General features: G+C 61.9%; 25 protein-coding genes and 1 pseudogene. 6 read left to right on the forward strand and 20 right to left on the reverse strand.

The features are described 5' to 3' along the window. Window positions 1-236: isocitrate/isopropylmalate family dehydrogenase (locus tag C6558_RS33645; RefSeq protein ID WP_245449261.1), on the reverse strand; the 236-nt coding region annotated here is incomplete at its 3' end. Window positions 237-608: 372 nt separating this feature from the next. On the opposite strand from C6558_RS33645, the gene C6558_RS33650 reads away from it, so the two are divergent. Beyond that, a complete protein-coding gene (locus C6558_RS33650; protein WP_107028368.1) occupies window positions 609-1,295 on the forward strand; it encodes a FadR/GntR family transcriptional regulator in 687 nt (228 codons plus the stop codon). A 69-nt stretch (window positions 1,296-1,364) separates the two neighbouring features. Here the strand turns inward: C6558_RS33650 and C6558_RS33655 are convergent, their stop codons facing one another. Further along, window positions 1,365-1,955 carry a hypothetical protein gene (locus C6558_RS33655; RefSeq protein WP_146160942.1) on the reverse strand — a complete coding sequence of 197 codons (591 nt, stop codon included), beginning with the start codon at window positions 1,953-1,955 and terminating at the stop codon, window positions 1,365-1,367. 697 nt (window positions 1,956-2,652) lie between these two features. On the opposite strand from C6558_RS33655, the gene C6558_RS33660 reads away from it, so the two are divergent. After that, window positions 2,653-3,750: an IS1595 family transposase gene (locus tag C6558_RS33660; RefSeq protein ID WP_107028370.1), complete on the forward strand. Its 1,098-nt coding sequence runs from the start codon at window positions 2,653-2,655 to the stop codon at window positions 3,748-3,750. Between the two features lie 276 nt (window positions 3,751-4,026). Beyond that, a pseudogene (locus C6558_RS33665) lies at window positions 4,027-4,957 on the forward strand (nucleotidyltransferase and HEPN domain-containing protein). A 59-nt stretch (window positions 4,958-5,016) separates the two neighbouring features. On the opposite strand, the gene C6558_RS33670 reads toward C6558_RS33665, so the two are convergent. The 9 genes from C6558_RS33670 to C6558_RS33710 form a co-directional block, all read right to left on the reverse strand. Further along, complete coding sequence (locus tag C6558_RS33670) at window positions 5,017-5,232, reverse strand: hypothetical protein (RefSeq protein WP_107028371.1); 216 nt, start codon at window positions 5,230-5,232, stop codon at window positions 5,017-5,019. Between the two features lie 75 nt (window positions 5,233-5,307). Further along, the gene (locus C6558_RS33675) at window positions 5,308-5,994 is read right to left on the reverse strand and encodes a Crp/Fnr family transcriptional regulator (RefSeq protein WP_107028372.1); all 687 of its coding nucleotides are present in this window, start codon (window positions 5,992-5,994) and stop codon (window positions 5,308-5,310) included. 97 nt (window positions 5,995-6,091) lie between these two features. Then, the gene (locus tag C6558_RS33680) at window positions 6,092-6,469 is read right to left on the reverse strand and encodes a hypothetical protein (RefSeq protein WP_107028373.1); all 378 of its coding nucleotides are present in this window, start codon (window positions 6,467-6,469) and stop codon (window positions 6,092-6,094) included. A gap of 131 nt (window positions 6,470-6,600) precedes the next feature. Continuing rightward, the gene (locus C6558_RS33685) at window positions 6,601-8,106 is read right to left on the reverse strand and encodes a tripartite tricarboxylate transporter permease (RefSeq protein ID WP_025429897.1); all 1,506 of its coding nucleotides are present in this window, start codon (window positions 8,104-8,106) and stop codon (window positions 6,601-6,603) included. A 10-nt stretch (window positions 8,107-8,116) separates the two neighbouring features. Continuing rightward, a complete protein-coding gene (locus tag C6558_RS33690) occupies window positions 8,117-8,578 on the reverse strand; it encodes a tripartite tricarboxylate transporter TctB family protein (protein ID WP_107028374.1) in 462 nt (153 codons plus the stop codon). A 239-nt stretch (window positions 8,579-8,817) separates the two neighbouring features. Further along, the gene (locus C6558_RS33695; RefSeq protein WP_025429899.1) at window positions 8,818-9,795 is read right to left on the reverse strand and encodes a tripartite tricarboxylate transporter substrate-binding protein; all 978 of its coding nucleotides are present in this window, start codon (window positions 9,793-9,795) and stop codon (window positions 8,818-8,820) included. 255 nt (window positions 9,796-10,050) lie between these two features. Continuing rightward, on the reverse strand, window positions 10,051-10,842 hold the full coding sequence (locus C6558_RS33700; RefSeq protein ID WP_025429900.1) for a pseudouridine synthase: 792 nt from the start codon (window positions 10,840-10,842) through the stop codon (window positions 10,051-10,053). Window positions 10,843-10,904: 62 nt separating this feature from the next. Next, window positions 10,905-12,467: a D-aminopeptidase gene (locus C6558_RS33705; RefSeq protein WP_084815064.1), complete on the reverse strand. Its 1,563-nt coding sequence runs from the start codon at window positions 12,465-12,467 to the stop codon at window positions 10,905-10,907. A gap of 145 nt (window positions 12,468-12,612) precedes the next feature. Next, entirely contained in the window at window positions 12,613-14,331 is a 1,719-nt protein-coding gene (locus C6558_RS33710) for an ABC transporter ATP-binding protein (RefSeq protein WP_107028376.1), read from the reverse strand. A 297-nt stretch (window positions 14,332-14,628) separates the two neighbouring features. Between C6558_RS33710 and C6558_RS41200 the strand changes: the two genes are divergently transcribed. Beyond that, window positions 14,629-14,865, forward strand: a complete 237-nt coding sequence (locus C6558_RS41200; protein ID WP_245449265.1) for a DUF6074 family protein — start codon at window positions 14,629-14,631, stop codon at window positions 14,863-14,865. Here the strand turns inward: C6558_RS41200 and C6558_RS33720 are convergent. Genes C6558_RS33720 through C6558_RS33730 form a run of 3 tightly spaced genes read right to left on the reverse strand, consistent with a single transcriptional unit; the run spans window position 14,793 to window position 17,185 of the window. Next, window positions 14,793-15,446, reverse strand: a complete 654-nt coding sequence (locus C6558_RS33720; protein ID WP_199197101.1) for a DUF1097 domain-containing protein — start codon at window positions 15,444-15,446, stop codon at window positions 14,793-14,795. The genes C6558_RS41200 and C6558_RS33720 overlap by 73 nt on opposite strands. Window positions 15,447-15,496: 50 nt before the next feature. Then, complete coding sequence (locus C6558_RS33725; protein WP_107028377.1) at window positions 15,497-16,393, reverse strand: SDR family oxidoreductase; 897 nt, start codon at window positions 16,391-16,393, stop codon at window positions 15,497-15,499. A 51-nt stretch (window positions 16,394-16,444) separates the two neighbouring features. Then, window positions 16,445-17,185, reverse strand: coding sequence for an SDR family oxidoreductase (locus tag C6558_RS33730; protein ID WP_025429906.1), 741 nt, complete (start codon window positions 17,183-17,185; stop codon window positions 16,445-16,447). A 114-nt stretch (window positions 17,186-17,299) separates the two neighbouring features. Here C6558_RS33730 and C6558_RS33735 point away from each other — a divergent pair, with 114 nt between their 5' ends. Beyond that, window positions 17,300-18,196: a LysR family transcriptional regulator gene (locus C6558_RS33735; protein WP_107028378.1), complete on the forward strand. Its 897-nt coding sequence runs from the start codon at window positions 17,300-17,302 to the stop codon at window positions 18,194-18,196. A gap of 6 nt (window positions 18,197-18,202) precedes the next feature. Here C6558_RS33735 and C6558_RS33740 read toward each other — a convergent pair whose 3' ends face one another. The 6 genes from C6558_RS33740 to C6558_RS33765 all read right to left on the reverse strand — a co-directional run bounded on the left by C6558_RS33740 (window position 18,203) and on the right by C6558_RS33765 (window position 24,527). Next, window positions 18,203-19,423 (reverse strand): adenylate/guanylate cyclase domain-containing protein, encoded by a 1,221-nt coding sequence (locus C6558_RS33740; protein ID WP_057206035.1) that lies wholly within the window; start codon window positions 19,421-19,423, stop codon window positions 18,203-18,205. 91 nt (window positions 19,424-19,514) lie between these two features. Further along, complete coding sequence (locus tag C6558_RS33745) at window positions 19,515-20,417, reverse strand: AraC family transcriptional regulator (RefSeq protein ID WP_245449263.1); 903 nt, start codon at window positions 20,415-20,417, stop codon at window positions 19,515-19,517. Window positions 20,418-20,536: 119 nt separating this feature from the next. Next, window positions 20,537-20,884 (reverse strand): Atu4866 domain-containing protein, encoded by a 348-nt coding sequence (locus C6558_RS33750; protein ID WP_107028379.1) that lies wholly within the window; start codon window positions 20,882-20,884, stop codon window positions 20,537-20,539. Window positions 20,885-20,894: 10 nt separating this feature from the next. Next, entirely contained in the window at window positions 20,895-21,629 is a 735-nt protein-coding gene (locus C6558_RS33755) for an SDR family oxidoreductase (RefSeq protein WP_057213277.1), read from the reverse strand. 166 nt (window positions 21,630-21,795) lie between these two features. After that, on the reverse strand, window positions 21,796-23,856 hold the full coding sequence (locus C6558_RS33760; protein ID WP_084815066.1) for a pyridoxamine 5'-phosphate oxidase family protein: 2,061 nt from the start codon (window positions 23,854-23,856) through the stop codon (window positions 21,796-21,798). 59 nt (window positions 23,857-23,915) lie between these two features. Continuing rightward, window positions 23,916-24,527, reverse strand: a complete 612-nt coding sequence (locus C6558_RS33765) for a glutathione S-transferase family protein (protein ID WP_025429913.1) — start codon at window positions 24,525-24,527, stop codon at window positions 23,916-23,918. A 225-nt stretch (window positions 24,528-24,752) separates the two neighbouring features. Here C6558_RS33765 and C6558_RS33770 point away from each other — a divergent pair, with 225 nt between their 5' ends. Beyond that, window positions 24,753-25,646: a LysR family transcriptional regulator gene (locus C6558_RS33770; RefSeq protein ID WP_025429914.1), complete on the forward strand. Its 894-nt coding sequence runs from the start codon at window positions 24,753-24,755 to the stop codon at window positions 25,644-25,646. Window positions 25,647-25,681 lie beyond the last annotated feature (35 nt).

Raw genomic sequence — 25,681 nt, forward strand, 5'->3', positions numbered from 1 at the left:
TCCGGGGTGATCGTGGCGCACTTGACGCCGACGCCGTGCTTCTTGATGGCGTTGGCTGCATCGATCGTCACCTGGTCGTCGGTGGCGTCGCGGTTTTCCATGCCGAGGTCATAATACTCAAGATCGATGTCGAGGTAGGGATGGATCAGCTTGTCCTTGATGAACTGCCAGATGATGCGGGTCATCTCATCGCCGTCGAGTTCGACGACCGGATTGGCGACCTTGATCTTTGCCATGAATATGCCTTGATATACTCGATTGCTCTGCAAGCTTGAAAGATGACCCGCGCCGCAATGCGGCTAGGCGTGTATCATCAGGAAGTCTCCTCCGCCCTGATGATCTTGGTCGGCTAGGCATTCCTTAACCAGCCATGGCGTCAGTATTCCTGCGAAAAGCATGATCACTGAGATAACGGCGACGCCCGTTTCGAGTTCTGACAAATAGGTCCACACTTCGGTTCTCCTCCCTTGGCAGTCTATAATGGTTCTATCGTATATATGTTAGTATGATTTGCAATGCGGTATCTGAATTTATATGCGGCCGTCGAAGGGAGGCGACCGCACGAAGCGAGACCCGCGTAGAGGGCTCTGTCACTGAGGGGGGATTGAATGCAGCCTGCTACAAGAACAAACTTGACAGACAGCGCCGCAGAGAGCCTGCGCTATGCCATAGCCGATGGGCGTTGGACTATCGGCGAGCGCATTCCGAACGAATCGGATCTTTGTGGTTTGCTGTGTGTCAGTCGGGGAACCGTCCGCGAGGCGGTAAAAGCGCTGGTTTCACAGGGGCTGCTTGAAACGCGCCAAGGTTCAGGCACCTATGTCCGTTCGACATTCACGTCGGCACAAGCGCTCGTCCGCATCAAGAGTTCGGGACTTCGGGATTTGTGGGAAGCGCGCACTGCACTAGATGTGGAGGCCGCACGACTGGCGGCCTTGCGACACACGCAGTGCGACTTGGACCATATGGCCGAGCTCCTGGCTGCGCGTGGAACGGTGGCGGATGGTGGAGCTGAAGCATTTGTCCGTCGCGACGTGGCGTTCCATAAGTCGGTTGTCGAAGCTTCAGGCAATCGGGCATTGATCGAACTCTACGATTTCTTCAGCTCCGCTATTCTAGAAACGATCCAATCGACTCTCGTTGGTTGGGTGCCTGAACCAGATCAGAAAGCTCACGCTGCTATCATTCGCGCAATTCAAACGGGCGACGCTGAGCTTGCTGGAGCCGTTGCACGTGCACTGAGCGCACCGGCGCTGCAGAAGCTGGAAAGGCTCACTGCGACGCCCACACCTTAAGAGTAGGCTCCGCACTGCGGGCAGAGCGGAGTGTCTCGTCTGCTCGCCTCAGGCCTCTCGGCCGTTCGGCTACAAATAGACGCAATTGTATGGCGTCGTGCTGGAAAGCACTTCAAGCATTGCATCAGCGATGTTCTCCAGGCGACGCTTTTGATCGTCCTCGTCGCCAATGGCTGAAGCGTTCACCTCCATCGCGAGGCAGTCCTGTGTCGACAAAAGGATGGTCACGACTGAAATCCCGCCGTCTTCGAGCTCAAGAGAGAGCCCTTTCAACATGGCTCTGGTCGCGGCCGTTGCCGAGGCGGCGGCCGAGCGGCCGGGAACCTCAAGGGCAACTTCATTGGGCAAAAGAACAACGAGCCTTCCGCCCTCGCGGAGACGAGGCATGTACTCCTTTACGAAACGCCAGAAGCTCCAAAAAACCTCTTCAAATACAGTCTCTAGCTGTGCTCCGGATTGTTCGGCAATTACGGACCTGTCGGAAAAAAATCGAGGTGCGAACACCAGATACTCAAATCCTTCATCTGAGGATCCGTCGCTGATCGCAGCACTGCTATCAACGGCCGTAAGCCTAATGCCTGCCCGCGAGGCACTGTGGAGCAAATGTGCGTTCAAAACATTCGTCGGGCCGAAGAATGCGATCCGTGGTGTGCCTGTCAAAACCTTGCCTCATTGGCTGCTGCCTACCGTGAAGAGCCGACAATATTCGTAGCTACAGCCGAAAACAATCGTGCTCTGGGAGACGCAGTAGTTTAGCCTCTTGCTTCTCCTCCGGATCGACCGTCACTTGGCGCGCGACTTCTGCGACGTTCAACGTTGGCCATCGCGGCGCAACAATTTAAGGACAGCGAACAACACCATAACGGTAGGTGGTCACTGCACTGCCGGATCCGCAAGCACCTGTTCACAACGCTAAGCGTAAGCATCCGGCCACCGTTCTCGTCCCGCCAGTAAAACTGCATGTCCAGTTCGGCCAGGGAGGCGGTACAGGGAATCGAAGCAAGCTCGACGTTCGGCCAGTTGCAGCTGTCGCCCTGGATTTCCGTGCCGGTGCCTTCACGATCGGGCGAATGCGCCATCGCCCCGAACCTGGAGCCCAGCAATCCGTTAGACGATATTCGATGTATGAGCGCAGTATATTGCGGACAATGGCGCGCTCGCTGATCCTGGAAGAACCGATAGGGGCAGTGCCGGTAGTCTGTCTTCACGCCACGCTGGCCTTGCACAGGTGGCGTTCTCTTTTTGTACCCCTAGGATCGCATAAATGTATCGGGCCTTTATCAACCAAAGACAGCAATATCCTTGCTATCCAAGGTTTGCCATGCGATTCTTCGGGCATGATCCGAGGGAGATGAGAATGTCGGAAACGATGCTTGCAGCGCTTACCAACATTCGGACCGCGGAAGATATGATCGTGGCCTTTCGCGATGAGGAGCAGTGTCGGCGATTGCTGGAAAGCATGGTTTGGCCGGCTGGGAGAGTTTGCCCTGCCTGTGGTTACAAGCGCTCGATCGCGATAGCCGGGCGCGATATGGGCAAGCGGCGTGCGCGTCCGGGTCTCTATCAATGTTCCAGCGGCAATTGCCGGTTCCAGTTCACGGTGACGACCCACACGCCTCTGCATTCCACAAAACTACCTTTGAGCCTCTGGCTGAAGGGCATGTGGCTTATGCTGCAGTCGGATAAAGGTTTGTCCTCGGTGCGCCTGGCCGAGGCTCTGGGAGTGAGCCAACCCACGGCCTGGCGGATGGGACACGCGCTGCGTCTCATGGCGGCGCGCGAGCACATGCTCGATGGCACGGTGGAGATCGACCATTTTCATCTCGGTGGGCGACCGAGAATAAATCCGGACGATCCACCGCCTGGACGAGGCCGAAAAGGTCTACCGAATACCCAGAAGACGCCTGTCATGGTGATCGTGCAGCGACCAGATGACGTCACACCCGGCACTCCGGCCGGTGACGCGCGTGCTGCGGTGGTGACTGGTCTTTCGCTACGTGCAGCGGCGCGCGCGGCCGAAGCGCAGATCGACCCCGACGCCTACTTGATGAGCGATGAGGCGGCAGCGTTCATAGCCCTTGGCGAGAACTATGCCAGGCATGACACCGTGAAGCATTCCAGCCGCGAATACGTTCGCGACGCCGTCCATGTCAATTCGGTCGAGGGTTTCAATTCCCGCGTCCGTCGCACAATTGCCGGCGTCTTTCATCATATCAGCCCGCAGCACGCCGACCTGTATTTCCACGAGATCGGTTTCCGCTGGTCGCAGCGCATTGTGACTGGCCAGGCTGTGCGAAAAAGCCGAAATGGCAAGGAGCGCATGAAAACCCTTTGGTCACGAGTGCCGCCGGCGCTGCAATTGCTGCAAGTCTTTCGCGCCGCTACCGGCCGTCAACTGCGCAGAAGTCCGGATGGTGGGATCATCGTCAAATCAGCAGTCGCTGTCTTTGGTTGATAAAGGCCATGTATCGATTGGAACACGCGCGCGAGTATAAGCGCTCTAGGCCGCCGATTGTGAAGCTATTGCGAAGAAATCGTTACGGTTGCTTCGTTGAATTCGCCGGGACCTTTGGGCAAGTTATCATCAACTCGACCGACGGATCCCCACGCGAAGGACTGACTGTTTGTTGATGAAGGGGGGAACTCGACCCGTCTGGGTTGCGCACTCCGTTTGACCGGCTAAAATCGGGTGGGCCTATCGCCCGCGAAGCGAAAGTTCTTTCCAAAAATGATGAAATCCAGCCTCGATCACTTGCCCGAGCCGAAGCGGCAGCAGCTTACCCGAGCGATGGAGATCCTGCGCGAGGAGTTCGCGGACGCCTTGGCGGGAGGCGAGGCGGAATTCAAGAAAAAAGGCCGGATCCTCAAGGTGATCCTATTTGGTTCCTATGCGCGCGGCGATTGGGTGGATGAGGAGCACATCGGCAAGGGCTATCGCTCCGATTACGACCTGCTGGTGATCGTCAACAATCGAAAGCTGACGGATTTCACCGCGTATTGGAACAACGCTGCGGACCGGCTTCTTAACGACCGCATCCTGAAGGGCATGCAAGTGTCCTTCATCGTGCACTCTCGCCGTGAGGTGAACGAGGAGTTCAGGCGCGGAAAGGACTTCTTCTGCGACATTCGCCAGCAAGGCATTGTCCTTTACGAGCTCGATAACGAGCCGCTGGTGGAACCGAGGCCTATCAGTCTTGAACAGCAGTTCAGGATCGCCCACGGGCACTTCGAGAGCCGTTTTCCGCACGCAGAAGGGTTCGTGATAGGTGCTGAATTTCATTGGAAGGGCGGTCGCCCCAACCATGCCGCATTCGAATTGCATCAGGCGATCGAGCACGCCTACTCAACCGTGCTTCTTGTTCTAAAGGAATTATGGTCCGCCAACCCACAACCTGCGTTCCCTGCGCGGTTTTGCAGAAGATCTGGACCGTCGACTCGCAGACGCCTGGCCACAAGACCGGCAGCGCTACTCGGCCTGGTTCAATACAATCAATGAGGCCTATGTGAAGGCGCGGTATTCCAGCCATTACCAGATAAGCGAAGAGGCGCTTTCCTTCCTAATTGAGCGTACGCAGGTACTTCACGCGCTGGTAAATGCGGTGTGCGAAAACCATCTGATCACGCTGGCTGGCGAAATCGCCGAGGAAAAGTCTAAGCGATGATCCGGTGTCGGCATTTGGGTCTGGAAGCAGGCGCCACAGGTTCACGCGATCGGCGCCCGCTAGCCTGTGGTGATCAGGATCAGGAGTACGAAGACCGTCGGCACCAGGACCAGCGCCGGGACGATGATGGCGGGATAGCCGAAGGCAATGATCGCCAGCAGCCAGATCAGCATACAGTTGATGAGAAACAGCACCTTGGCGGTGCCGGAACCCTGCGCCGCTTCCTTGAGCATCCAGCCGAACACCGGCACGCGATAGACTATTTTCGCAATCATTGTTTTCAAACCTTTCTTTCGGGGCGGACGCCAAGCCCGCCGTGAACTGTTGGGATCGCTGCACTCGTGCGAGGGTCAGTCCCTGCGCATAAGCCCTGCCATCGTCCGCAATTGCTGCTCGTCGAGGATGCGCACCGTCTTCGGATGGTTGAAGTCGATCAGGCGATCGCGCTTGAAACGGTTGAGGCAGCGGCTGACGGTCTCGACCGTCAGGCCCAGCCAGTCAGCCAGGTCGGCACGCGAGAGATAGAGGTTGAAGCTGAACCGGGCGGCGCTTCCGGCGCGACCGCGCCATGCGAACTGGTCGGCAAGATCGATGAGCGCCGTGGCAACCTTCTCCGTCGCTGTCTTACGTCCGAGCAGGGTTGCGTGTGCCTGCATCCGGTGCAGCGTCGCCTTAAGTTCGGCGGCGACAGCCGGCCCGTGGTCGCCGTCTTCGACCTGGCTGGCGGCGAGCGTCTCTATCCGGGCGAAGGTCAATGTTTCGGCGGTGGCGATATTGCGGCCGTCATGGGTGAAGCCGAAGAGCCGTCCCGGGCCGAGCACGTCGGTGATCTGGCGACGGCCGTCGTCGAGCAATTGCGACAGCGCGACACAGCCGTCGACGACGCGATAGAGTTGGCGGTTTCGCCCTCCCTGGAAGAGCAGAGTGGCGTGCTCTCCTACCAGTCGCTGCCGGTTGGGGGAGAGCTTGGTCGTCGAAAAGGCCGCCGTTGGCGGGGGCGGAAGTGTTGTTTCCGCGAAAGTGATCGTATCGGGCATGGTGGCGATCCGTATTGCGATCTCGTCGGCATCGTCGCTGAGCGACGCGTCGGAGATCAGACATCAGCGGTCAGTCACGATCGGTCGTGACAGGGGCTCAGGCGTGGGAGCTCGATGCTGGCGGCCCGCGTGGGCTGGCATTGGGCGGGAGCTGTGACCTCGCGGATGCAATCGGCTGTTCCGGCGGCAGCACTTTTTCACTCTTGCGCGCGATCGAGTGCAAAGAATCGGCAGGTGCCGGCAAGTGGGCCCAGAAGACGCGGCAGGCGCCGCAGAAGTGACTGTGGGAGAGTTGTTTGCCGTTGCCGTCGTCGTCGGCGGCTGTGGGCAGGCAGAGGTCGGGCAGGGAACCGTCGGGCAGCGCGAACTGTGCCCGCTCCGTCGCGGAAAGCGCTGTTGCCCCTGCGGGCGCCGGGTGCGCGAAGCCGAGAAGCAGCACGGCTATTGCGCAAAACATGCGCATGACCTGCTGCATTCTGATCCTCGTGCAAGGCTTCATTCGGTTTGCCTATCCCTGTGCCAATCTGATGGCTCAGGGATAGGCGACGTTATTGACAAACCTCAATGTGGCAAACCGCGCAGGGGCAGAATGCCGCATCCCGTCTATCATTCTTCCTCGACGAAAACCTCCTCGCGCTTGGCCTTGACGCTCGGCAGGAACACCACCACCAGCACCATGGCTGCGATCAACAGCAGGATCGCGCTGATCGGCCGCGTAACGAAGGTGGTCGGATCGCCGCGCGACAGGATCATCGCCCGCCGCAGGTTTTCTTCCAGCAACGGACCAAGCACGAAACCGAGCAGGAGCGGAGCCGGTTCGCAGCGCAGCTTCAAGAGCAGGTAGCCGACGAGGCCGAAGAAGGCGACGGCATAGAGGTCGTAGACGTTGGAGTTGACGCTGTAGACGCCGATCGAGCAGAACGCCATGATGATCGGGAAGAGCACATAATACGGGATCTTCAACAGCCGCACCCACAGCCCGATCAGCGGCAGGTTCAGCACCACCAGCATCAGGTTGCCGATCCACATCGAGGCGATGATGCCCCAGAAGAGCGCCGGCTGTTCTGCTGCAACGTTGGGCCCGGGTACGATGCCCTGGATGATCATCGCGCCGATCATCAGTGCCATGACCGGGTTTGCCGGGATGCCGAGCGTCAAGAGCGGGATGAACGAGGTCTGGGCACCGGCGTTGTTGGCGCTTTCCGGGCCGGCGACGCCGGCGATGGCGCCGTGGCCGAATTCTTCCGGTCGGTCGGAGACGCGCTTTTCGACGGTATAGGAGGCGAAGGCCGCGAGGATGGCGCCGCCGCCGGGCAGAATGCCCAGCGCCGAGCCGATCGCGGTGCCGCGCAGAACCGGGCCGACCATGCGCTTGAAGTCGTCGCGCGTCGGCATCAGGTCCGTGACCTTGGCCATCAGCACTTCGCGCGTGCGCTCGTTTTCGAGGTTGCGCAGGATTTCGGCGATGCCGAAGACGCCGACCGCCAGGGCGACGAAGTTCAGGCCGTCCGAATATTCCCGGATCCCCAGGGTGAAGCGTGGCGTGCCGGTGTAGATGTCGGTGCCGACGAGGCCGAGCAAGAGGCCGAGCGCTACCATCGCCAAGGCCTTGACGATCGATCCGTGTGCCAGCGCGACCGACGACACCAGGCCGACGATCATCAGCGAGAAATATTCTGCCGCGCCGAACTTCAGCGCGATCTCGGTCAGGGGCGGGGCGAACACCGCGACCAGGAAGGTCGAGACCGTACCGGCGAAGAACGAGCCGAGCGCGGCGATTGCCAGTGCGGCACCGGCCCGGCCTTTGCGGGCCATCTGGTAACCGTCGATCGCGGTGACGGCAGACGAGGATTCGCCTGGCATGTTGATGAGGATGGCCGTGGTCGAGCCGCCGTACTGTGCGCCGTAATAGATACCGGCGAGCATGATCAGCGAGGAGACCGGCTCCAGCTGAAAGGTGATCGGCAGCAGCATGGCGATGGTCGCCGTTGCGCCGATGCCGGGCAGCACGCCGATCAGCGTGCCGAGCAGAACGCCGATCAGGCAGAAGAGCAGGTTTTCCGGCGAGGCGGCCGTGGTGAATCCGAGTGCAAGATTGCTGAATAGATCCATCATCCCTCTCCTAGTACTGGGTCCAGGGGCCGAAGCGCTGGAAGGGCAAGCCGAGGCCGTAGCTGAAGACCGCGACCGAAAAAGCCGTCAGCGCCAGCGACAGGGCGATGGCGGTCAACGGTTTCATGCGGCCGGAGGCAAAGCAGGCGATGAGTGCCGTAAAAAACAGCGAGGGGACGAAGCCCAGACCACGAACCGTCAGGCCGAAGAAGATCGGTGCCGGAAGGATGAACAACATGCCGCGCACGGCGATAGCCCCGATCGGCTCTCCCTGGACCCGGGTCGACTGAACGAGGATCACGATACCGAGAAGCGTCAGGATGACGGCGAGCACCAGCGGGAAATAGCCCGGGCCCATGCGGAAGGCGGTGCCGAGCTCGAGGTTGAAGGCCTGCCAGGCGAAGAACAGCCCGACGGCCGTCAGGAGGCCGCCACAGAGCGCATTGGTGGTGTCGAAGGAGATTGATTTCATCGTGTCCCCATTTGGTTTTTTTTGGCTGAGCGCCGACCGGGAAGGGTCGAACTCAAGCTCGGACTGCCAGTTGCCAGTGACGTCTTGCGACTGACGATCGGATGACACCTTGAAGTGTAACCGAAGCCGACGGCCGGCGCGATTACCCTCCGGCGATGCCGTATGCCCTGCCTCAGGCGACAAACCCGCCACGATCCAGTCGGCGTAGGCTTAAGAATCGTGGCGGGCAGCGTCTCAATTTAGTCGGCGTACTGGCCGGCGGCTTCGATGACCGGCTTCCAGCGGGTGATTTCGCTTTCAAGCTTAGCCTTCAGCGCTGCCGGGGTGGCATCGGCTTCGCTCGACGGTACCGTGCCGAGTTCGCCGAAGCGGGCGACGACGTTCGGATCCTTGAGAGCCACCTGCAGCGACTTCGACAGCCGCTCGTTGACTTCGGCCGGCGTGCCCTTCGGCGTATAAACACCGTGCCAGATGCCGACCTGCAGCCCCGGAAGGCCGCCTTCCGTTGTCGTCGGCAAGTCCGGGAAGACCTTGAGACGTTCAGGCGAAGTGACGGCATAGGCCTTGATCGTGCCGCCCTGGATCTGCTTGGTGGTGTTGGTGGTCTGGTCGCACATGATGTCGACCTGGCCGCCGAGCAGATCGGTCATTGCCGGACCGGTGCCCTTGTAGGGAACGGTGGTCAGCGGCGTTTCGATGGCGCTCATGAACATCATGCCGCAGAGGTGCGAGGCAGCGCCGATGCCGGCATTGGCAACGGTGACCGTGTCCTTGTTCGCCTTTGCGTATTCGACGAGGCCCTTGAGATCGGTCGGCTCGAGATCCTTGCGCGCGACGATCGTCATCGGCACTTCGGTGACGAGACCGACATACTCGAACGCGTTCAGCGTGTCATAGGCGAGCTTGCGGTAGAGCGTGGCGCTGGTTGCCATGCCGATATGGTGGAGCAGTACCGTGTAGCCATCCGGATCGGCCTGGGCAACGCGACCGGCGCCCAAAGTGCCGCCGGCGCCGCCGACGTTTTCGACGATGATCTGCTGGCCGAGATCCTTCGACATGGATTCGGCGACGAGGCGTGCGACGGTATCCGTCGGGCCGCCGGCCGAGAACGGAACGACCATGGTGATCGAGCGTTCGGGATAGGTCTGCGCATTGGCGGAAGCGGCAAACAGGGACAGCGCGGCAACGGCGCCAAGAAGCGCATTCAGGGTTTTCATCTTTTCCTCCCGGATGAAATATCGACCAGCCGGCAAGGCTCCTCCCATGCCGATTCTGGTTGACCCATTTGCAGAGGCAATCTTAGCACAGACAACGGGTTCGCCGTGCGTTGCCGTGCATTTCTGCCGACGGTTGTCTGGTTTTGGGTGGATTCGGAAACAAGAGGCTCGCTTGGTGGGTGGATTTCCACCCATTGCGGGCGCCGCGGATCACCGCGGTCGTGGCGACGCTGCCCGCGAACGGCCGTTCGGCGGCTATTGCTGTCCCGTACGCTGCCTCAGATACTGCACTTCGTCTGTTGTCAGCGGACGCGTCGCGCCTTTCGCAAGCTTTCCGAGCGCGATGTCGCCGATCGAGACGCGCACGAGCCGCAGCACCTCGAAGCCGAGGACGTCGAGCATGCGGCGGATCTGGCGATTGCGCCCTTCGTGCAGCTCGACCTCGATCCAGCTGTTCTTCTCGCCGCCTCTTAACTGTCCGGCGCGCGCAGCGCGCAAATGCTCGCCGCCCTCGTCGACGCCGTCGACCATCGACCGGAGCTTGGCGTCGCCGATCTCGCCCGGTACCTGGACATGATAGACCTTGCCGAGATGGGTTTCCGGGTCGAGCAGGCGCTGGGCGAGCACGGTGTCGTTGGTGAAGAGCAGCAGGCCCTCGCTCGCCTTGTCCAGCCGACCGACCGGCGAGAGGAACTGTGCATCGCTCTCGCTCAGGCAATCAAAGACGGTCGGGCGCCCCTCCGGGTCGTGCCGTGTCGTCACCAGGCCACGCGGTTTGTTGAGCATCAGGTAGATCTTGTCTTCCGCCAGAACGGCCTTGCCGTCGACGGCGATGCGGTCTTTTTCGATATCGACCCATTGGGCTAGATCGGTGGTCTTGCGGCCGCCGATGCTGACTCGGCCCTCAAGCACCAGCTTTTCCGCCTGCGTCCGCGAGCAGTAGCCAAGCTTGGAAAGGGCACGGGCGATGGTTACGCGCTTGCCGATGTCGCCGGTCATGCGTCCAGTGCCTTCGCCTCGTCCTGCTGCCGGCCGTTTCTGCCTCACTTCGGGTCGTCTCCATCTATCTCTGGCTGCCGGCGCCTGTCGCGAAGCCTCGGAACCGTCGTTCAGTCGACCTTGATATAGTCGATCTGCCGGGCAAGCCAGCATCCGATCGTCAGGCCGGAAACGGCGCCCTGTCCGTTGCGGTGGATCCGTACGGTCCAGTCGCCGGGCGCCGGCGCGTCCATCGAGCGCTTGCAGCTGAGCAGCCAGACATCATCGGCAAACGGCCGCAGCGCATGCATCGCACCCTTGCCGAGCATGCCATTAAAACCGGCAAAGAAGATGCCGTTGGTGGAAACGATTTCGATATCGGCGTCGAGTTCTGCGGAGTGGTAACGACCGGCTATGTCAGGCTTTGCCTTGCCGGCAACCCTCTCGGCCGTCGTCTGCAGGTTCTCGCGCTCACGCTCCATGTGCAGGCCGGTGCCGTTCGGCGTCAACGAAACCGATCCGGAGCGGGCGATAGCGTCCGCTGCGATCTGCAGCGATTCTCCTGCCGTCGCGAAGCGCAGTTCAAGCCACCCCGATCCCAACGGCCGCGTCGACAGCGCCAGGCCGGTCTCCGGTTCGAGATAGGTGCCGAACTGTTCGCTATTCCAGTCGCCGGCTGCCGCCTTGGCATCGCGGTGACCGAGCGCGACCTTCATCAGTGCCGTCGCCGCGGCATGGGCGTCGGCCTCGTGGTTGAACATCACGACGATCGAGAGGCGCTCACTGGCCGCATGAAGGCGACGGCTGCGGAAGCCGCGCAAGGCGCCGCCATGGCCGGTGATCGCGACGTCGCCGATCCGTTCGTGGGCAAGGCCGAAGCCGTAAGTTGCTGCCCGCCCGTCCGCATAGGTCTGCGGCGCGGAAAGCCTGCGGTAGAGGCCGGCTTCGTCGTCACGCGTACGATCGATGAAGCGCTCCCAGGCGAGCATGTCGTCAAGCGTCGCCGAAATACCGGCATCCCCCGCCCAGTAGATCCGGTTGGTCGCCTCGAAATAGCCTGTGGTCTCATTGCCCTCGTAGCCGATCACGCCGTTCGGCGAGATACTGGTATCGGGGGTGAGGGCGGCCGTGGTCATGCCGGCCGGACCGAAAGTGCTGCGGTCGTAGAGCTCGGACAACGATCGACCCGAAAAATCTTCGATGAGGTCGGCCAGGATACGGTAGTTGCCGTTCGAATAGGAATAGCGCGTGCCGGGCTCGAAATGCGTCGAGCGGGCGCGCGACAGCAGCGGCCGGGCGTGCTCACGGCGGAAGACGCCGTCGGCCATGGCGCCCTGCAGCACCGTCAGGGCCCAGTAGTCGCGCAGGCCAGACTGGTTGTGGCAGAGATGCGCCACGCTCGGACGTTTGCCTTCGATCAGCGGCAGGTAGGCATCGAGTGCGCCATCGAGCTTGGCGGGATCGCCCACCGTGTCGAGCAACACCGCGCAGGTGAACTGTTTGCTGATCGAGCAGATCGGCAGCAGCGTGCCTGCCGTCATCGGCTTGCGCGCCGTAAGATCGGCATAGCCCCAGACGTGCTTGAGGATGACCTCGCCGTCCCTGACGACACCGACGACGCCGCCGGGCCCCCTGTATTGCTGCGGCAAGGCGAGCACGGCTCGTTCGAGGGCGGGAAGATCCAGGGTGTTCATGGTGCGCAATGCCAGTCGGTGGGGCCAGTCGGTAGGCCCAGTCGATGGGGCCAGTCGGTCGGGAAGGAAACCTGCCGCCCGGACGGGCGGATCGGCTTCGTACCTACCGCTCCGTCAACGCAAGTGCAACCGCGCTGCGCCGGCCTCAACGCAATCCGGCCTGGGCGTGATAAAGCCGGCTATAGGTGCCCTTGGCGGCGAGCAGCGTGTCGTGTGGTCCTTGTTCGCTGATGCCGTTCGTGTCGACGACGATGATGCGGTCGGCATCGCGGATCGTCGCCAGGCGGTGGGCGATGACCAGTGTGGTTCGACCTTTGGAAAGTTCGGCAAGCGATTGCTGGATCGCCTTTTCGGTTTCCGTGTCGAGCGCCGATGTGGCTTCGTCGAGGATCAGGATTGACGGGTTCTTCAGGAACATCCGGGCGATTGCCAGGCGCTGCTTCTGACCGCCGGATAGCTTGACGCCGCGCTCCCCGATGACCGTGTCCATGCCGTCGGGCAGAGCCGCGATCATGCCGTCGAGTTTGGCCCGGCGAGCGGCATCGAGGATATCGGCTTGGCTTGCGCCCAGACGTCCATAGGCGATGTTGTCGCGGATTGTGCCGGCGAACAGGAAAACATCCTGCTGCACGATGCCGATCTGTCCGCGAAGAGAGGCGAGCTTGATGTCACGAATGTCGACGCCGTCGACGGTGATGCTGCCTTCGGCGACCTCGTAGAACCGCGGCAGCAGCGAGCAGATCGTCGTCTTGCCGGCGCCCGAGGGGCCGACAAAGGCCACGGTTTCTCCGGCTTTGATCGTCAGGTCGATGTTGGCGATGGTCGGCTTGTCGGGGCTGTAGCCGAATGAGACGTTGCGATAGGTGATGTCGCCGCGCAGGCCGGACACGTCGACGGCGCCCGGACGATCCTCGATGTCAGGCTCGGTCTCCATCAGCTCGATGAAGCGTTTGAAGCCGGCGATGCCCTTGGGATAGGTCTCGATGACCGAGTTGATCTTCTCAACCGGGCGGAAGAAGACGCCGACCAAAAGCAGGAAGCCGATAAAGCCGCCATTGCTCAATTGTCCGGTCAGCACGAAGTAGCTGCCGGTAATCATTACGATCAACTGCGTCAGCCGCATGCTCATGTAGCTGAGCGAGGTGCTGGCGGCCATGATGCGGTAGGCCTCGAGCTTCGTTTGGCGGTAGTTCTGATTGTCGGTCTCGAACAGGTTGCGCTCGTGCTCTTCGTTGACGAAGGCCTGGACCACGCGGATGCCGCCGACATTTTCCTCGATGCGGGCGTTGAAGTCGCCGACGCGGCCATAAAGGTTGCGGAAGTTGCTGGCCATCCGGCCGCCGTAGCGGCTGGTGACCCAGGCGGTGATCGGCACGACCGCCGCCGTGATCAGCGCCAATTGCCAATGCACCGTCATCATCAAAAGCAACGCGCCGATGAAGGTCATGATCGCGATGAAAAGGTCTTCGGGGCCGTGATGAGCGACTTCGCCGATCTCTTCGAGGTCCTTCGTCAGGCGCCCGACGAGATGCCCGGTCTTCTGGTTGTCGAAGAAACTGAAGGAAAGCTTCTGCAGATGATCGAAAGCCATGCGGCGCATATCGGTTTCGATGTTGATGCCGAGCATGTGTCCCCAATAGGTGACCGTCGCCATCAAGCCGGTATTGACGAGATAGACGACGAGAAGACCGACGGAGGCGAGCAGGATCAGTGTCCATTCCTGGCTCGGCAGCAGCTGGTCGACGAACAGCTTGACCGCGACCGGAAAGCCGAGCTCCAGCAGGCCGGACAACACCGCGCAGGTGAAGTCGAGAATGAAGAGGCCGCCATAGGGCCGGTAGAACGCGAAGAAGCGCTTCAACATGACAACCGCACTCACATGGGCAGCCGCTTGGGAACGGCCGTAAAATCTGAGTTCAAATGTCATGTTTCTACCCGGAAGCCAACAGATATGCGACCGAAAAAGCGAATTGATGCTGTCACAAAGCGCACCAACCCGGGCATGTAATCCCCGGATGAGACGGAACGTGGGAAAGGGAAGAAAACGTTAACCATAAGCTCCGTAGAAGAGGGAATCAGCAGGGGAGCGAATGAAGCAATGGCAGGCGATAGATCAGATGAAGCGGCGGTGTTTGGCGGACGTGATGTCGTCCCGTTTCCGATGGCAAGAAGACTGAGCACCATTCGCATCTGTGCTGCCGAACTCGAAGACCTCCATGGTGACGACGCCGTGCAATATTGGCGGCGGGAATGCCGGGCACTTGCTGACGAGTTGCTTGCGCTCGGCTGCTCCGATGCGGAAATGCGTGAGCAGGTCATGGCATTTCAGGCCGAGGTACAGGCCGAACTCTGGCAGCGCCACCAGTCCCGGCTTTCCGCCGGTGCAGTAAGCCAGTAATTCGAACGGACGGTTCGACCTTTCGTATTGATCGCTCGGCCAGCAAGGGAAAGCCCCGGCGCTTGCGCCGGAGCCGTGGTGGTCAGCGCCCGATGGCCCCCTGCAGACGATGCGCCGCCCATGCGGCCGCGCAGCCGAGGCCGGCGACACCAGCCAGTTCGCAAAACGCGAGCCATCCGGGCTCCAGATGCGCCGCGAAGAATGATCAGGCCAAGAAAATAGGCAGGCACGTTGTTGACTGGGGCGGTTGCACGTAAGGACACCACAATCATCGCGACGACAAAGACGACCGGCCCGAAGGCCAGCGCCCCCATTGCAGGCATCAAAGCCCGGAGCGCGAGGGCCGCAGCCATGCCGATGGCGATGCCGACGGCAAGGCAGATGTAGCTGGTCAATGCCTCACGTGCCGTGTGACCGCGGGTAAAGAACGCGACCCACCCCATGAACATCGCCCAGACGGGCCAGCCGACGCTTGCCGAAGTCGTGGCAGCGACGGCGGCCGTGGTTGCCGCCACGAGCGTCAGCAGATTGAATTTCCAGGCGGAGGGCGCTCGGCCGGTTGGTTCTGTTTGCGCGGCCATGACATATCCTCGAAATGGGTTTAATGGGCGCTTTCACCGGACAGCCAAGGTCAGGCTTGGGTCTTTTCGATCGACAGCAGGTCGGCGATGCCGATGCGCCGGGCGAAGTCGATGCGCATGCGTTCGGCGACCTCGATCACTTCCGCAGCACCGTCTCCGACGAAATCGATGACCGATCGCGCGGGGCGCGATCCCTCCGGCAGGCCGACGATGCGCACGACTTCGTCGGCAACGGCCCGTGGATCGGCATCATCCGGCGTCAACTCGCTCAGGCGCTCGCCGACCTGGTCCAGGAGACCGTCATAGCGGGCGTAGGCCGCGACCGTTTCCTCGTCCGCTGGGCGCCCGGCGGTCGGGAAATGATTGGTCCCGCGGGTAAAGGCGCCGGGCACGACGATCGAGGTCTCGATGCCGAAACGCGTCAGTTCGTAGGACATGGTAACGGCAAGGGAATCCATCGCCGCCTTGGCAGCTGCATAGGGTCCGAGGAAGGGCGGGAAACCGCCTTTGGTGGTGGTGCTGTTGATCCACAGGACAAGCCCGTGTTCACGCTTGCGCATTTCCGGCAGCACGGCGCGGTTGACCCGCTGCACGCCGAAGAGGTTGGTATCGAAGACCTTGGCCAGTTCCTCCGGCGTGAACGCCTCGGTCGGGCCGATGACGAGGTGACCGACATTGTGCATGACGACGTCGATGCCGCCCTGTTCGGCGATGATCGTCGCAACGGCGGCGTCCGCGGAGGGCTGTGACAACACATCGAGTTCGAGCGGGCGCAGATCGTATCCGCCGCGCTCGGCGGCGGCGCGCATCTCCAAGGCGCGGTCGCTGTTACGGCCGTCGATGCCGCGCATCGAGGCGTAGACGGTATGTCCGGCGCGGGCAAGTGCTTCGGCGGAAAGCCTGCCGATGCCGGAGCCGGCCCCGGTAACAAGAATGACGGAAGACATGGTTCTGCTCCTTCGTTCGAAAAGGGGTACGGGAGGGGATGGGCGCGGATGTCAGGCAACGCCGCCGTTAGCGCGCAGGATCTGACCGTTGACCCAGCCGGCATCGGGACCGACAAGGAAGGCGACGACACTGGCGATGTCGTCCGGCTGACCGAGCCGCTCAAGCGGCGGCATCTTGGCAAACTGGGCGACAAGCTCTTCGCTCTTGCCCGACAGAAACAGATCGGTCGCAATCGGACCTGGCGCCACGGCGTTGACGGTGATGTCGCGGCCGCGAAGCTCCTTGGCAAAAACGTGTGTTAGCGCTTCAACTGCGGCCTTGGTGGCGTTGTAGACCGCATAGCCCGGCAGGTTTAGGGCGAGGGTCGTCGAGGAGAAGTTGACGATGCGGCCACCGCTGCGCATGCGTTTTGAGGCTTCGCGCAGGGTGTTGAAGGTGCCCTTGGTGTTGATGGCGAAGTGACGGTCGAATTCCTCGTCGCTGGTTTCGGCAAGAGCGGCGGTCTTCAGGACGCCAGCGTTGTTGATCAGTATGTCGATGCCGCCGAACGCAGCCTCGGTTGCGTCGAACAGGCGCTTCACCGCTTCCGGATCGGCAACATCGGCCCTGGCGGTTAGGGCGCGGCCACCCTTCTCCTCAATCTTTCGTGCCAGCTTCTCGGCGGAAGCGGCGTCACCGGCATAGTTGATGACGACCGTGAGACCGTCGGCGGCCAGGCGTTCGGCAATCGCCGCACCGATGCCGCGCGAGGCGCCGGTAACGATGGCGACCCTGTTGGTGTGTTCCTGCATGATGTTTCTCCTTCGTTGTGAAGCGCTTGGCTTGTTGGTGAGGAGAAGATGACGTCTTTCGTGACTCGGATAATCATGCATAATCCGGCAACATAATCCGGAGATTACGAACAAATGGACAGGTTCGATGCCATGCGCGTGTTCTCGCGCGTCGTTGAAAGGCGCAGTTTCACGCAAGCCGCTGATGATCTTGGCCTGCCGCGCTCGACGGTGACCGATGCGGTTAAGCAGTTGGAAGCACGGCTGGGTGTTCGCCTGCTGCAGCGCACGACGCGCCATGTTAGCCCGACATTGGACGGTGCTGCCTATCACCAGCGCTGCATCTCCATTCTCGACGATATCGAAGATGCCGAAGGCGCCTTTGCCGGCGCCAGGCCCAAAGGCCTGCTTCGCATCGACGTGCATGGAACGCTGGCACGCCACTTCGTGCTGCCGAGCCTGCCCGCCTTTCTCGCGACCTACCCTGAGATCGAACTCTACATGAGCGAGGGCGACCGTTTGGTCGATCTCATTCGGGAAGGCATCGATTGTGTGCTGCGGGTCGGCGAGCCGCAGGACAGCGAGATGATCGGGCGGCGCATGACGATGCTCGATGAGATCACCTGTGCGTCACCCGACTATATCGCCCGCCACGGCAGGCCCGAAAGGTTCGATAGCCTGGAAGGGCATCGCATGGTCGGCTTTCGTTCGTCGACTTCAGGCGCTCCGATACCGCTCGAATTCCAGATTGGGGGCAAGGTCGAATATGTCGCACTGCCGGTGACGGTCGCGGTTAACGCCGCCGAAAGCTTCGTTGCTGCCGCAAGGCTGGGGCTCGGGCTCATTCAGGTGCCGCGTTACCATGTCGAGCGAGATCTCCACGAGGGTACGCTGGTCGAGGTGCTTGAAAACTGCCGTCCGACGCCGACGCCGGTTTTCCTGCTCTATCCGCGCAACCGCCAGCTTTCGCCGCGGGTGCGCGTCTTCATCGACTGGCTGGCTGGCGTGTTCGCCGAGGGTTGCGATCGATAATGTGCATCAATCCGTCGGCAGTTCCGGATCCCAGGTGAACAGTTCCTTTGCTCGGGCAATCCCCCGCAGAGCAAAACGTCCGAGCGAAACAGCGTCTGCCTGAAGCTCAGGCGGGCAGGCCTCGACGAAATCCGCCGACATGATCACCTGTCGTTCGACCGAGCGGCACATCGAGGCGATACGGCTGACTTCGTTGACCGCGGGGCCGACGACGGTGAAGTCGAGACGGTTCTGGCTGCCGATATTGCCGTAGAAGACCTCGCCGATGTGCAGGCCGAGATAGACGTCGGTTGTCGGCTTTCCCTCCTCTTGTCGGCGCGCATTCAGCGCCACCAGCATGCGCCGCAATTGCCGCTCGGCGGCGGTCGCGTTGGCGCAGGCAGTCGTTGGCTCGTCGGCATTGAAGATGGCAAGCACGCCGTCGCCGATCAGCTTGAGCACGCTGCCGCCGTGATCGTGGATGGCTGAGATGACCATGCCCGCATAGTCGTTGAGGAAGGGGATGATGTCTTCCGGGGCGGCTGTGTCGGAGATCCGGGTGTAGTTGCGCAGGTCCGAAAACCACATGACGGTTTCGATGCGCTCGGCCTCGCCGCGCACGATGCTGCCTTCGACCACGCGCCGGCCGGCATCGGCGCCGAGATAGACATCGGCGAGTGTGCTGATGATCCGGACGCAGGACGTGGTCTTTACCGCCAGCGCAAGGGTCGGCAGGAGAATGCGAAGGGCGGCGATTTCTTCTTCGGCAAAGCCGCTTTGCCGGCGTGTGGTCCAGTAGGAATAGAAGCAATCCATCTCGCCGACGCGGCCCTGGTCGGTGAAGTGATGGATCATGTTGATGCAATCGGTGTGGCCTTCCGCCTTCAGGCGGTCGAGCACATGATATTGCACCGAGCGCTCGTCGGCGAGGCGCACGCGCCGCTCCGGCTCGCACGCCGTCAGCATGTGGTAGAAGATCGAGCGATGCCAATTCGCCTGCGCTTCTCCGCCGGTGGTCGAGGAATATTGCACGACCTCCGGCGCCACGTCGCTTTCGCGGTTCCACTGGAAGGCCCGGCCCTCGAATTCCGGATGCAACGTGTCGATCAGCCCCTGGCCACGGGCAATGTCCATGCCCGCGGCAATGCAGCGCTCGCAGAAGCCGGCAAGCATCTCGGGTTCTTGCAGGCCCTTGAGGCCCTCTTCCGACAGCCAGAGGATGATGTCGCGGATCTGTTGGTCGTTCATAACGGGTCCCGCTCTGGAGCTGCCGGTGGCTTGGCGCAGTCTGCGTTATCAATAGCCAAAGTGCCGGCGCGGTTCCAGCACCTGAAGCGATTCAGGCCTCAAGCAGATAGGAAGGTGCAGCCCGCAGCCGCGCGATGTCGCGTAGCGGCGGCGCACCGAAAAGGCGGGCGTATTCGCGCGAAAACTGCGAAGGACTGTCGTAGCCCACATGATGCCCGGCCGTGGCCGCATCGATCGCCTGGCTGAGGATCAATCGTCGAGCCTCCTGCAGCCGGAGCTGCTTTTGATATTGCAGCGGGCTCATCGACGTCACCGCCTTGAAATGCTGATGAAAGGACGAGAGGCTCATATTGGCTTTTGCTGCCAGATCTTCGATGCGCAGCGGCTTGCGGAAGTCGCGTTTGATGAGGTCGATCGCGCGGTTGACCTGGGTCAGCTTGCTCTCGGAGCGGGCGATCTGGCGCAGTCGGTGACCCTGCTCACCCATCAGCAGACGGTAGAGGATCTCGCGTTCCGCCAGCGGCGCCAGCACGGCGATTTCCTCCGGCCGGTCGAGCAGGCGCAGCAGCCGGACGATCGCGTCGAGCAGCTCGGCGGTGGTGTCGCTGAGGAACAGCCCGGGTCCGGGCACGCCGCCATCGATCGGCGAGTGGCCAGCCTCGAGCGCCAATGCACTCAGCATCGTCGGGTCGAGGTCGAGGCGCAGGCAGAGATAGGGTTTTTCCGGTGACGCGTCGATGACCTGGCCGATGACCGGCAGGTCGACGGAAACGGTGAGATACCGGTTTGGATCGTAGGTGTGGACCGTCTCGCCCAGCATCACCTGCTTGGATCCTTGCGCGATGAAGCAGACGGCGGGTTCATGCAACGTATGGATCGGCTCGGTCGGGCTCGACGATCGGATCAGGATGAGGCGCGGTATCGCCGTCGACAGCACGCCGTCGATGCCGCTGTTGCGCTCCATCAGGTGCTGGAATTCATCGAGATCGCCCAAGGCCGTTTTCCTTTATGCGGGATTGGCGTCCGGCAGAGGCTGACCTTTTCCGGGCGCAAGTTCAACGGGATAATTGGTGCGGCAGCGGCGGATGCCACCAGCCGCCGCTGCCCCTTGGCCTAGTCTTCCCGGCGCAGGATCATGCCGGCATGATAGAGCACACCGTCGATGAAATCGCCGTCGGCGGTAAAACCGGTATCGTCGACATAGTCGATATGATTGCCGGTCACCCAGTAACGGCCCTGATAGGCGCTCTGCCGTTTGCCTCGCGCTTCGTCATAGCGGCCATCAGGCAGGAGGTGGTGGCGGATACGGCCGTCTTCGGTAACCCACATGCCGACATATGGATGCGGCGCCTGTTGCATGATTTTCTCCTGTGCGGATGACGGATCTGGCGTCGGGGCGGAAAGGAAGAGACCCAATACCACCCATGTTCGAAAAGCGCGGCTCATCTGCGAGCGCTCCATTTGTTCCTGATCAGTGCGGGCTTGCCGTCGGGCGCACGATGATCTCGCTGACATCGACATCTGAGGGCTGTTCGATGGCATAGGCGATTGCCCGGGCAATTGCGGTGGCCGGGATGGCGATGCGCCGGAAGTCGCGCATTGCGCCGCGGGCAGTCTCGTCAGAGATGCTGTCGGCCAGTTCCGATTCGGTGACGCCGGGCGAGACCACGCTGACGCGGATGCGATCGGTTTCCTGGCGAAGGCCATCGGAAATCGCCCGGACGGCGAACTTCGTGGCGCAATAGACGGCGGCGGTCGGCGAGACGGCGTGACCGCCGATCGACGACAGGTTGACGATCTGGCCGTTGCCCTGCTCGGTCATCACGGGCAGGCTGGCGGCGATGCCATTCAGCACGCCGCGGATGTTGACATCGATCATCCGGTTCCACTCGTCGACCTTGAGGGCCGAAAGTGGCGACAGCGGCATGACGCCGGCATTGTTGACGATGACGTCAAGCCGTCCGAACTCGGAAACGGCATGGGCTACGAAGGCCTGCATATTGGCAAGGTCGGTGACATCCAGCGCCTTGAAGCTGGCGGTGCCGCCGGCGGCGCGGATTTCGCCGGCAAGGGTTTCCAGACGATCGGTGCGGCGGGCGCCAAGAATGACGCGGGCACCGGCGGCGGCCAGATATCGGGCGGCCGCCTCGCCAATGCCGCTGCTGGCGCCGGTGATGGCGACGACTTTTCCTTGAAGCTCGGACATGCTTGGTTCCTTTCGCGATGGGCCGGGGCGTCCCCGGTTCTGAAAGTCACCATGCGCTCTCCGGTCGATGGAGCGGTAGAACAGCACTCCGGCATTCTTGCACGATTCTCCGAATGGCCCGCCGCTACGGTCCTGACCCGTCGTCGGGCGCCCCGGTGCCGCGGGTCTAGACGGCCAACTGGAGCGCCTGCCCGTCATTTTCCGCCGGAACGGCGCAGCAGATCAATGCCTCGCCTTGGCCGACCTCGAAGGACGGTTGCTGGGGATAGGCGACCTCGCCTTCCAGAACCCGCGTGCTGCAACTGCCGCAACTGCCGTTGCGGCAACCATATTCGGGCGAAAGGCCGCGGGCTTCGGCCAGCTCGAGCAGGGTACCTTCGCCCGGTTGCCAACGGGCTTCCTTGCCGGAGTCGGTAAAAATCACGCGGACCGATGTGTTGGCAGGCGGCTTCGACACCGTCGGCAATCCTGCGTCGAGGTTGCGGGTCAGCGACGACAGGCCGAATGTCTCCGCATGGATACGGGCGTCGGCGACGTTCAACGCCCGCAGCCCGTCATAGAGCGATTGCATGAAAGCCCGTGGGCCGCAGAGATAGAAATCATAGTCGTCAAAGGGCAGTGTTGATTGCAACAACGGGAGGTCGATGCGCCCGGCGGCGTCGTAGTTCTCGCCCTTGCTTGCGCCATCCGTCTGGCTGAGCACGCGCGTCAGGTGGATCTTGCCTTGGCCGGCATCGACAAGGGAAGTGATCTCCTGGTCGAAGGCGCGTTCATCGAGACTGCGGGCAGATTGGAACAGCCATGTCGGGCGGATGCGCCGCTTGCGCAAGCCCTCATAGAGGATGTGGCGCAACATCGCGATCATCGGCGTGATGCCGACGCCGGCGGCAAGCAGCACCGCCGGCCGCCGCTCGCTCGCGTCGATGACGAAACTGCCAGCCGGCGCGCGGGCCTCGATGACATCACCGGAGCTGAGGCGATGCAGGAGGGAGGAGACGGCGCCGTCACGCTTGACGCTGATGCGGTAGGCAGCGTCTGAGGGGGCGGCCGAAAGCGTGTAGCTGCGAACGATCGGCTTGCCTTCCGCCTTGAGCCGGATCGACAGATGCTGGCCGGCATGAAACGATGTCAGACCGGCATCATCGGCCGGCTCCAGGTAGAGCGAGCGGATGGTCGCGCTCTCGTCCCTCGTACGCACGATCCGAAATGGCCGCCATTCTCCGGCGCGGGCGGCGGCGCGCAGACGGTCCTCCGTCTGCTGCCAATCGCCTGTCATCAGCGAATTGGGCGACCAGCCTGCCTGCCCGAAGGACCAGCGAAGCGGCGAACCATCAGGCCGGTAGATCACCTGCCGCGGTCGAAAATGCCAGAGGCGTTCGGCGCCTTGGAACGCGTCGATTTCCGGCGAGGCGAGGATGACTTCGGCCTCGCCCGTCATCTGTAGCATGTCCCCGGTCGCAAAATCGACGAAGAGCAGGCCTGCCCTGGGGTTGAGCATGAAATTGCCCAGTGTGTTGAAGAACAGATTGCCGGCGAAGTCAGGGATCGTCAGCACGCCATCCTCGCTGACGTGGACAAAGCCGGTCTTGCCACCGCGATGCGAGACGTCGACCTGACGCTCGCCATTGTCGCGGTCGACATAGGAGGCAACGAAGAATGTGTCGGCGTTGGCGATGATTTCTTTCGCGCGCGCATCGAGACTGTCGAGGTGAACGGGGGGCGCCTTTGGTGGAGCGTTCGGTTCCCGCGTGAATGAAAAATCCCGCAACTGGATATATTGCGGACAGTTGCCGAAGCTCTGGCCGACGGCGACAACAAAGCGATCGTCCGCTGTCCGTCGGATGGTGCCGTTCAACCGATTCCGGCGCCGCGTTTCCAACTGGATGCCGAGCACGGCAATGGCGGCGCCATCCTCCATGCCCCCGTCGGCCGGGTCGTTTCGGTCGCGTGGCAGCTGGACATTGAGGGCATGTGCGTCCGGCGCCTGCATGAAGCCCGGTTCACCCGCCCGCAGGCTTGCCCAGACATCGCCGGCGGGATCGACGGCTCCAAGCACGATGAAGGGCAACATCGGAAAAAACTGCTGGTGCTGCTCGGGCATGAAGGAACGAACGAAATTGCGGCCCGGCGCGTCCATGCGGTCGACAACGCCGAGGCTGCGTTGAATGGCAAGTTCGCCCTCATGCCAGGGGGACGCGGCGTGGGTCGGCTCGATCTTCTCCAGCATCGGTGGCTTCCTTTCTGATGAGAAAGGCCAGGGCGGAGCAGTCCGCCCTGGCAGGACAATCATGCGGCAAGGCCCGCTGCGGTTTTCTGGAAGCCGACGAAACCGGGCAGGGCTTCGATCCGCCCCAGCCAGTTGCGCACGTTGGCATAGTTGCCGAGGTCGACATTTCCTTCGGGCGCGCTGGAGACATAGCTGTAAAGCGCGACGTCGGCGATGGTCGGCCGGCTGCCCAAAAGGAAATCACGCTCAGTGAGTTCTGCGTCGAGCAGTTCCAGGATGCGATGCGCTCGGGAGATCACCTCTTCGGGGCGAAGGTTTGCGCCGAAGACTGTGACGAGCCGTGCGGCGGCCGGTCCGTAGGCGATCTCGCCGGCGGCGACCGAAAGCCATTTTTGCACTTTCGCCGCACCGACGGCGTCTTCCGGCAGCCAGTCGGTGCGACCGAGCTTCTTGGCGAGATAAACGAGGATGGCGTTGGAATCCGTCACGATGGTGCCGTCGTCGTCGAGCACAGGGACCTGACCGAAGGCGTTGAGCTTGAGGAAATCCGGCGCCTTGTGCGCCCTTGCCATCAGGTCGACATCGACGAGTTCGTGCGGCGCGCCAAGCAGAGCCAGAAAGAGCTGAGCGCGATGCGAGTGGCCCGAAAGCGGGTGGCGGTAGAGTTTCATGGTCATGTTCCCTTTGGTAGCGGCGTCCGTCGATCTGGAGCGTCGGCGGATGCATGATGCGGTCACTCGGCAGCGTCTGGCGATTGCGAAAGCCGGATCATTGCAGCTCGTTCGGCGCTTCCGGGCAGTTCGGAATGAACTGCCTTCTTCAGCAATCTATGCCCTTCCAGATTTTGGCTGTAGAGTGCCTTCGTGATAGATGGTCTCTCGATTATTGGAAGGCAGATGGATCGACTGGATGCAATGACCGTGCTTCTCGGTGTTATCGAGGGCGGGAGCCTGTCTGCCGCGTCGCGGCAGCTGCGCATGCCGCTGGCGACGGTCAGTCGCAAGGTTTCGGAGCTTGAAGCCCACCTCGGTGCGCAATTGCTGACCAGGACGAACCGCAGGATCCAGCTGACCGAGGCAGGGCGATCCTATGTCGAAGCGGCGCGGGAAATTCTTGCTCGGGTCGACGAGGCGGAGCGGGTAGCGGCCGGCGAATACTCGACGGTCAAGGGCGATCTGACGATGACGGCGCCGATCGTTTTCGGACGGCTGCACGTGTTGCCGGTCGTCGTCGATTTTCTGAAAGCCAACCCTGAGGTCAACATGCGCTTGTCGCTTGGCGACCGGCTCGTCAACCTCATCGACGATCACATCGATGTTGCGCTCAGGATCGGCAACCTGCCGGACAGCAACCTGATCGCCACTAAGCTCGGCACGATACGGCGTGTCGTCTATGGGAGCCCGAGCTATGTCGCCAGACATGGCCAGCCTGGCCATCCGCACGAACTTGCCGACCATGATTGCATCACGTTCGAAGGTTTGATGTCGAACCGCAGCTGGAGCTTTGCCGATGAGAGGGGCGAGATGGCCACGCCGATCCACTCACGCCTCGTGGTCAACACCGCGGAGGCTGCCGTCGACGCGGCGGTTGCCGGCCTCGGCCTGACGCGTGTTCTGTCCTATCAGGCGGCACGCGCCGTCGCCGATCGTTTGCTTGTGCCGTTGCTGGAACCCTTCGAACATCCGGCGCTGCCGGTTCAACTGGTCTATCTGCCGCAGGGTCTCGTGCCGATGAAACTCAGGGCATTCGTCGATTTCGCCGCGCTCCGGCTGAGAGCAGTGCTGAAATGACGACGGCCGCACCTTCCTTGCGGATCTTACGCTGA

Source organism: Ensifer sp. NM-2, from assembly GCF_003024455.1.
Lineage (GTDB): Bacteria > Pseudomonadota > Alphaproteobacteria > Rhizobiales > Rhizobiaceae > Ensifer > Ensifer canadensis.

Coding starts and splice junctions, on each gene's coding strand:
- C6558_RS33650 (WP_107028368.1), top strand. CDS start 609: ATGCAGCCTGCTACAAGAACAAACTTGACAGACAGCGCCGCAGAGAGC.
- C6558_RS33660 (WP_107028370.1), top strand. CDS start 2,653: ATGTCGGAAACGATGCTTGCAGCGCTTACCAACATTCGGACCGCGGAA.
- C6558_RS33670 (WP_107028371.1), bottom strand. CDS start 5,232: ATGATTGCGAAAATAGTCTATCGCGTGCCGGTGTTCGGCTGGATGCTC.
- C6558_RS33675 (WP_107028372.1), bottom strand. CDS start 5,994: ATGCCCGATACGATCACTTTCGCGGAAACAACACTTCCGCCCCCGCCA.
- C6558_RS33680 (WP_107028373.1), bottom strand. CDS start 6,469: ATGCAGCAGGTCATGCGCATGTTTTGCGCAATAGCCGTGCTGCTTCTC.
- C6558_RS33685 (WP_025429897.1), bottom strand. CDS start 8,106: ATGGATCTATTCAGCAATCTTGCACTCGGATTCACCACGGCCGCCTCG.
- C6558_RS33690 (WP_107028374.1), bottom strand. CDS start 8,578: ATGAAATCAATCTCCTTCGACACCACCAATGCGCTCTGTGGCGGCCTC.
- C6558_RS33695 (WP_025429899.1), bottom strand. CDS start 9,795: ATGAAAACCCTGAATGCGCTTCTTGGCGCCGTTGCCGCGCTGTCCCTG.
- C6558_RS33705 (WP_084815064.1), bottom strand. CDS start 12,467: ATGAACACCCTGGATCTTCCCGCCCTCGAACGAGCCGTGCTCGCCTTG.
- C6558_RS33710 (WP_107028376.1), bottom strand. CDS start 14,331: ATGTTGAAGCGCTTCTTCGCGTTCTACCGGCCCTATGGCGGCCTCTTC.
- C6558_RS41200 (WP_245449265.1), top strand. CDS start 14,629: ATGGCAAGAAGACTGAGCACCATTCGCATCTGTGCTGCCGAACTCGAA.
- C6558_RS33720 (WP_199197101.1), bottom strand. CDS start 15,446: ATGGCCGCGCAAACAGAACCAACCGGCCGAGCGCCCTCCGCCTGGAAA.
- C6558_RS33725 (WP_107028377.1), bottom strand. CDS start 16,393: ATGTCTTCCGTCATTCTTGTTACCGGGGCCGGCTCCGGCATCGGCAGG.
- C6558_RS33730 (WP_025429906.1), bottom strand. CDS start 17,185: ATGCAGGAACACACCAACAGGGTCGCCATCGTTACCGGCGCCTCGCGC.
- C6558_RS33735 (WP_107028378.1), top strand. CDS start 17,300: ATGGACAGGTTCGATGCCATGCGCGTGTTCTCGCGCGTCGTTGAAAGG.
- C6558_RS33740 (WP_057206035.1), bottom strand. CDS start 19,423: ATGAACGACCAACAGATCCGCGACATCATCCTCTGGCTGTCGGAAGAG.
- C6558_RS33750 (WP_107028379.1), bottom strand. CDS start 20,884: ATGGAGCGCTCGCAGATGAGCCGCGCTTTTCGAACATGGGTGGTATTG.
- C6558_RS33755 (WP_057213277.1), bottom strand. CDS start 21,629: ATGTCCGAGCTTCAAGGAAAAGTCGTCGCCATCACCGGCGCCAGCAGC.
- C6558_RS33760 (WP_084815066.1), bottom strand. CDS start 23,856: ATGCTGGAGAAGATCGAGCCGACCCACGCCGCGTCCCCCTGGCATGAG.
- C6558_RS33765 (WP_025429913.1), bottom strand. CDS start 24,527: ATGAAACTCTACCGCCACCCGCTTTCGGGCCACTCGCATCGCGCTCAG.
- C6558_RS33770 (WP_025429914.1), top strand. CDS start 24,753: ATGGATCGACTGGATGCAATGACCGTGCTTCTCGGTGTTATCGAGGGC.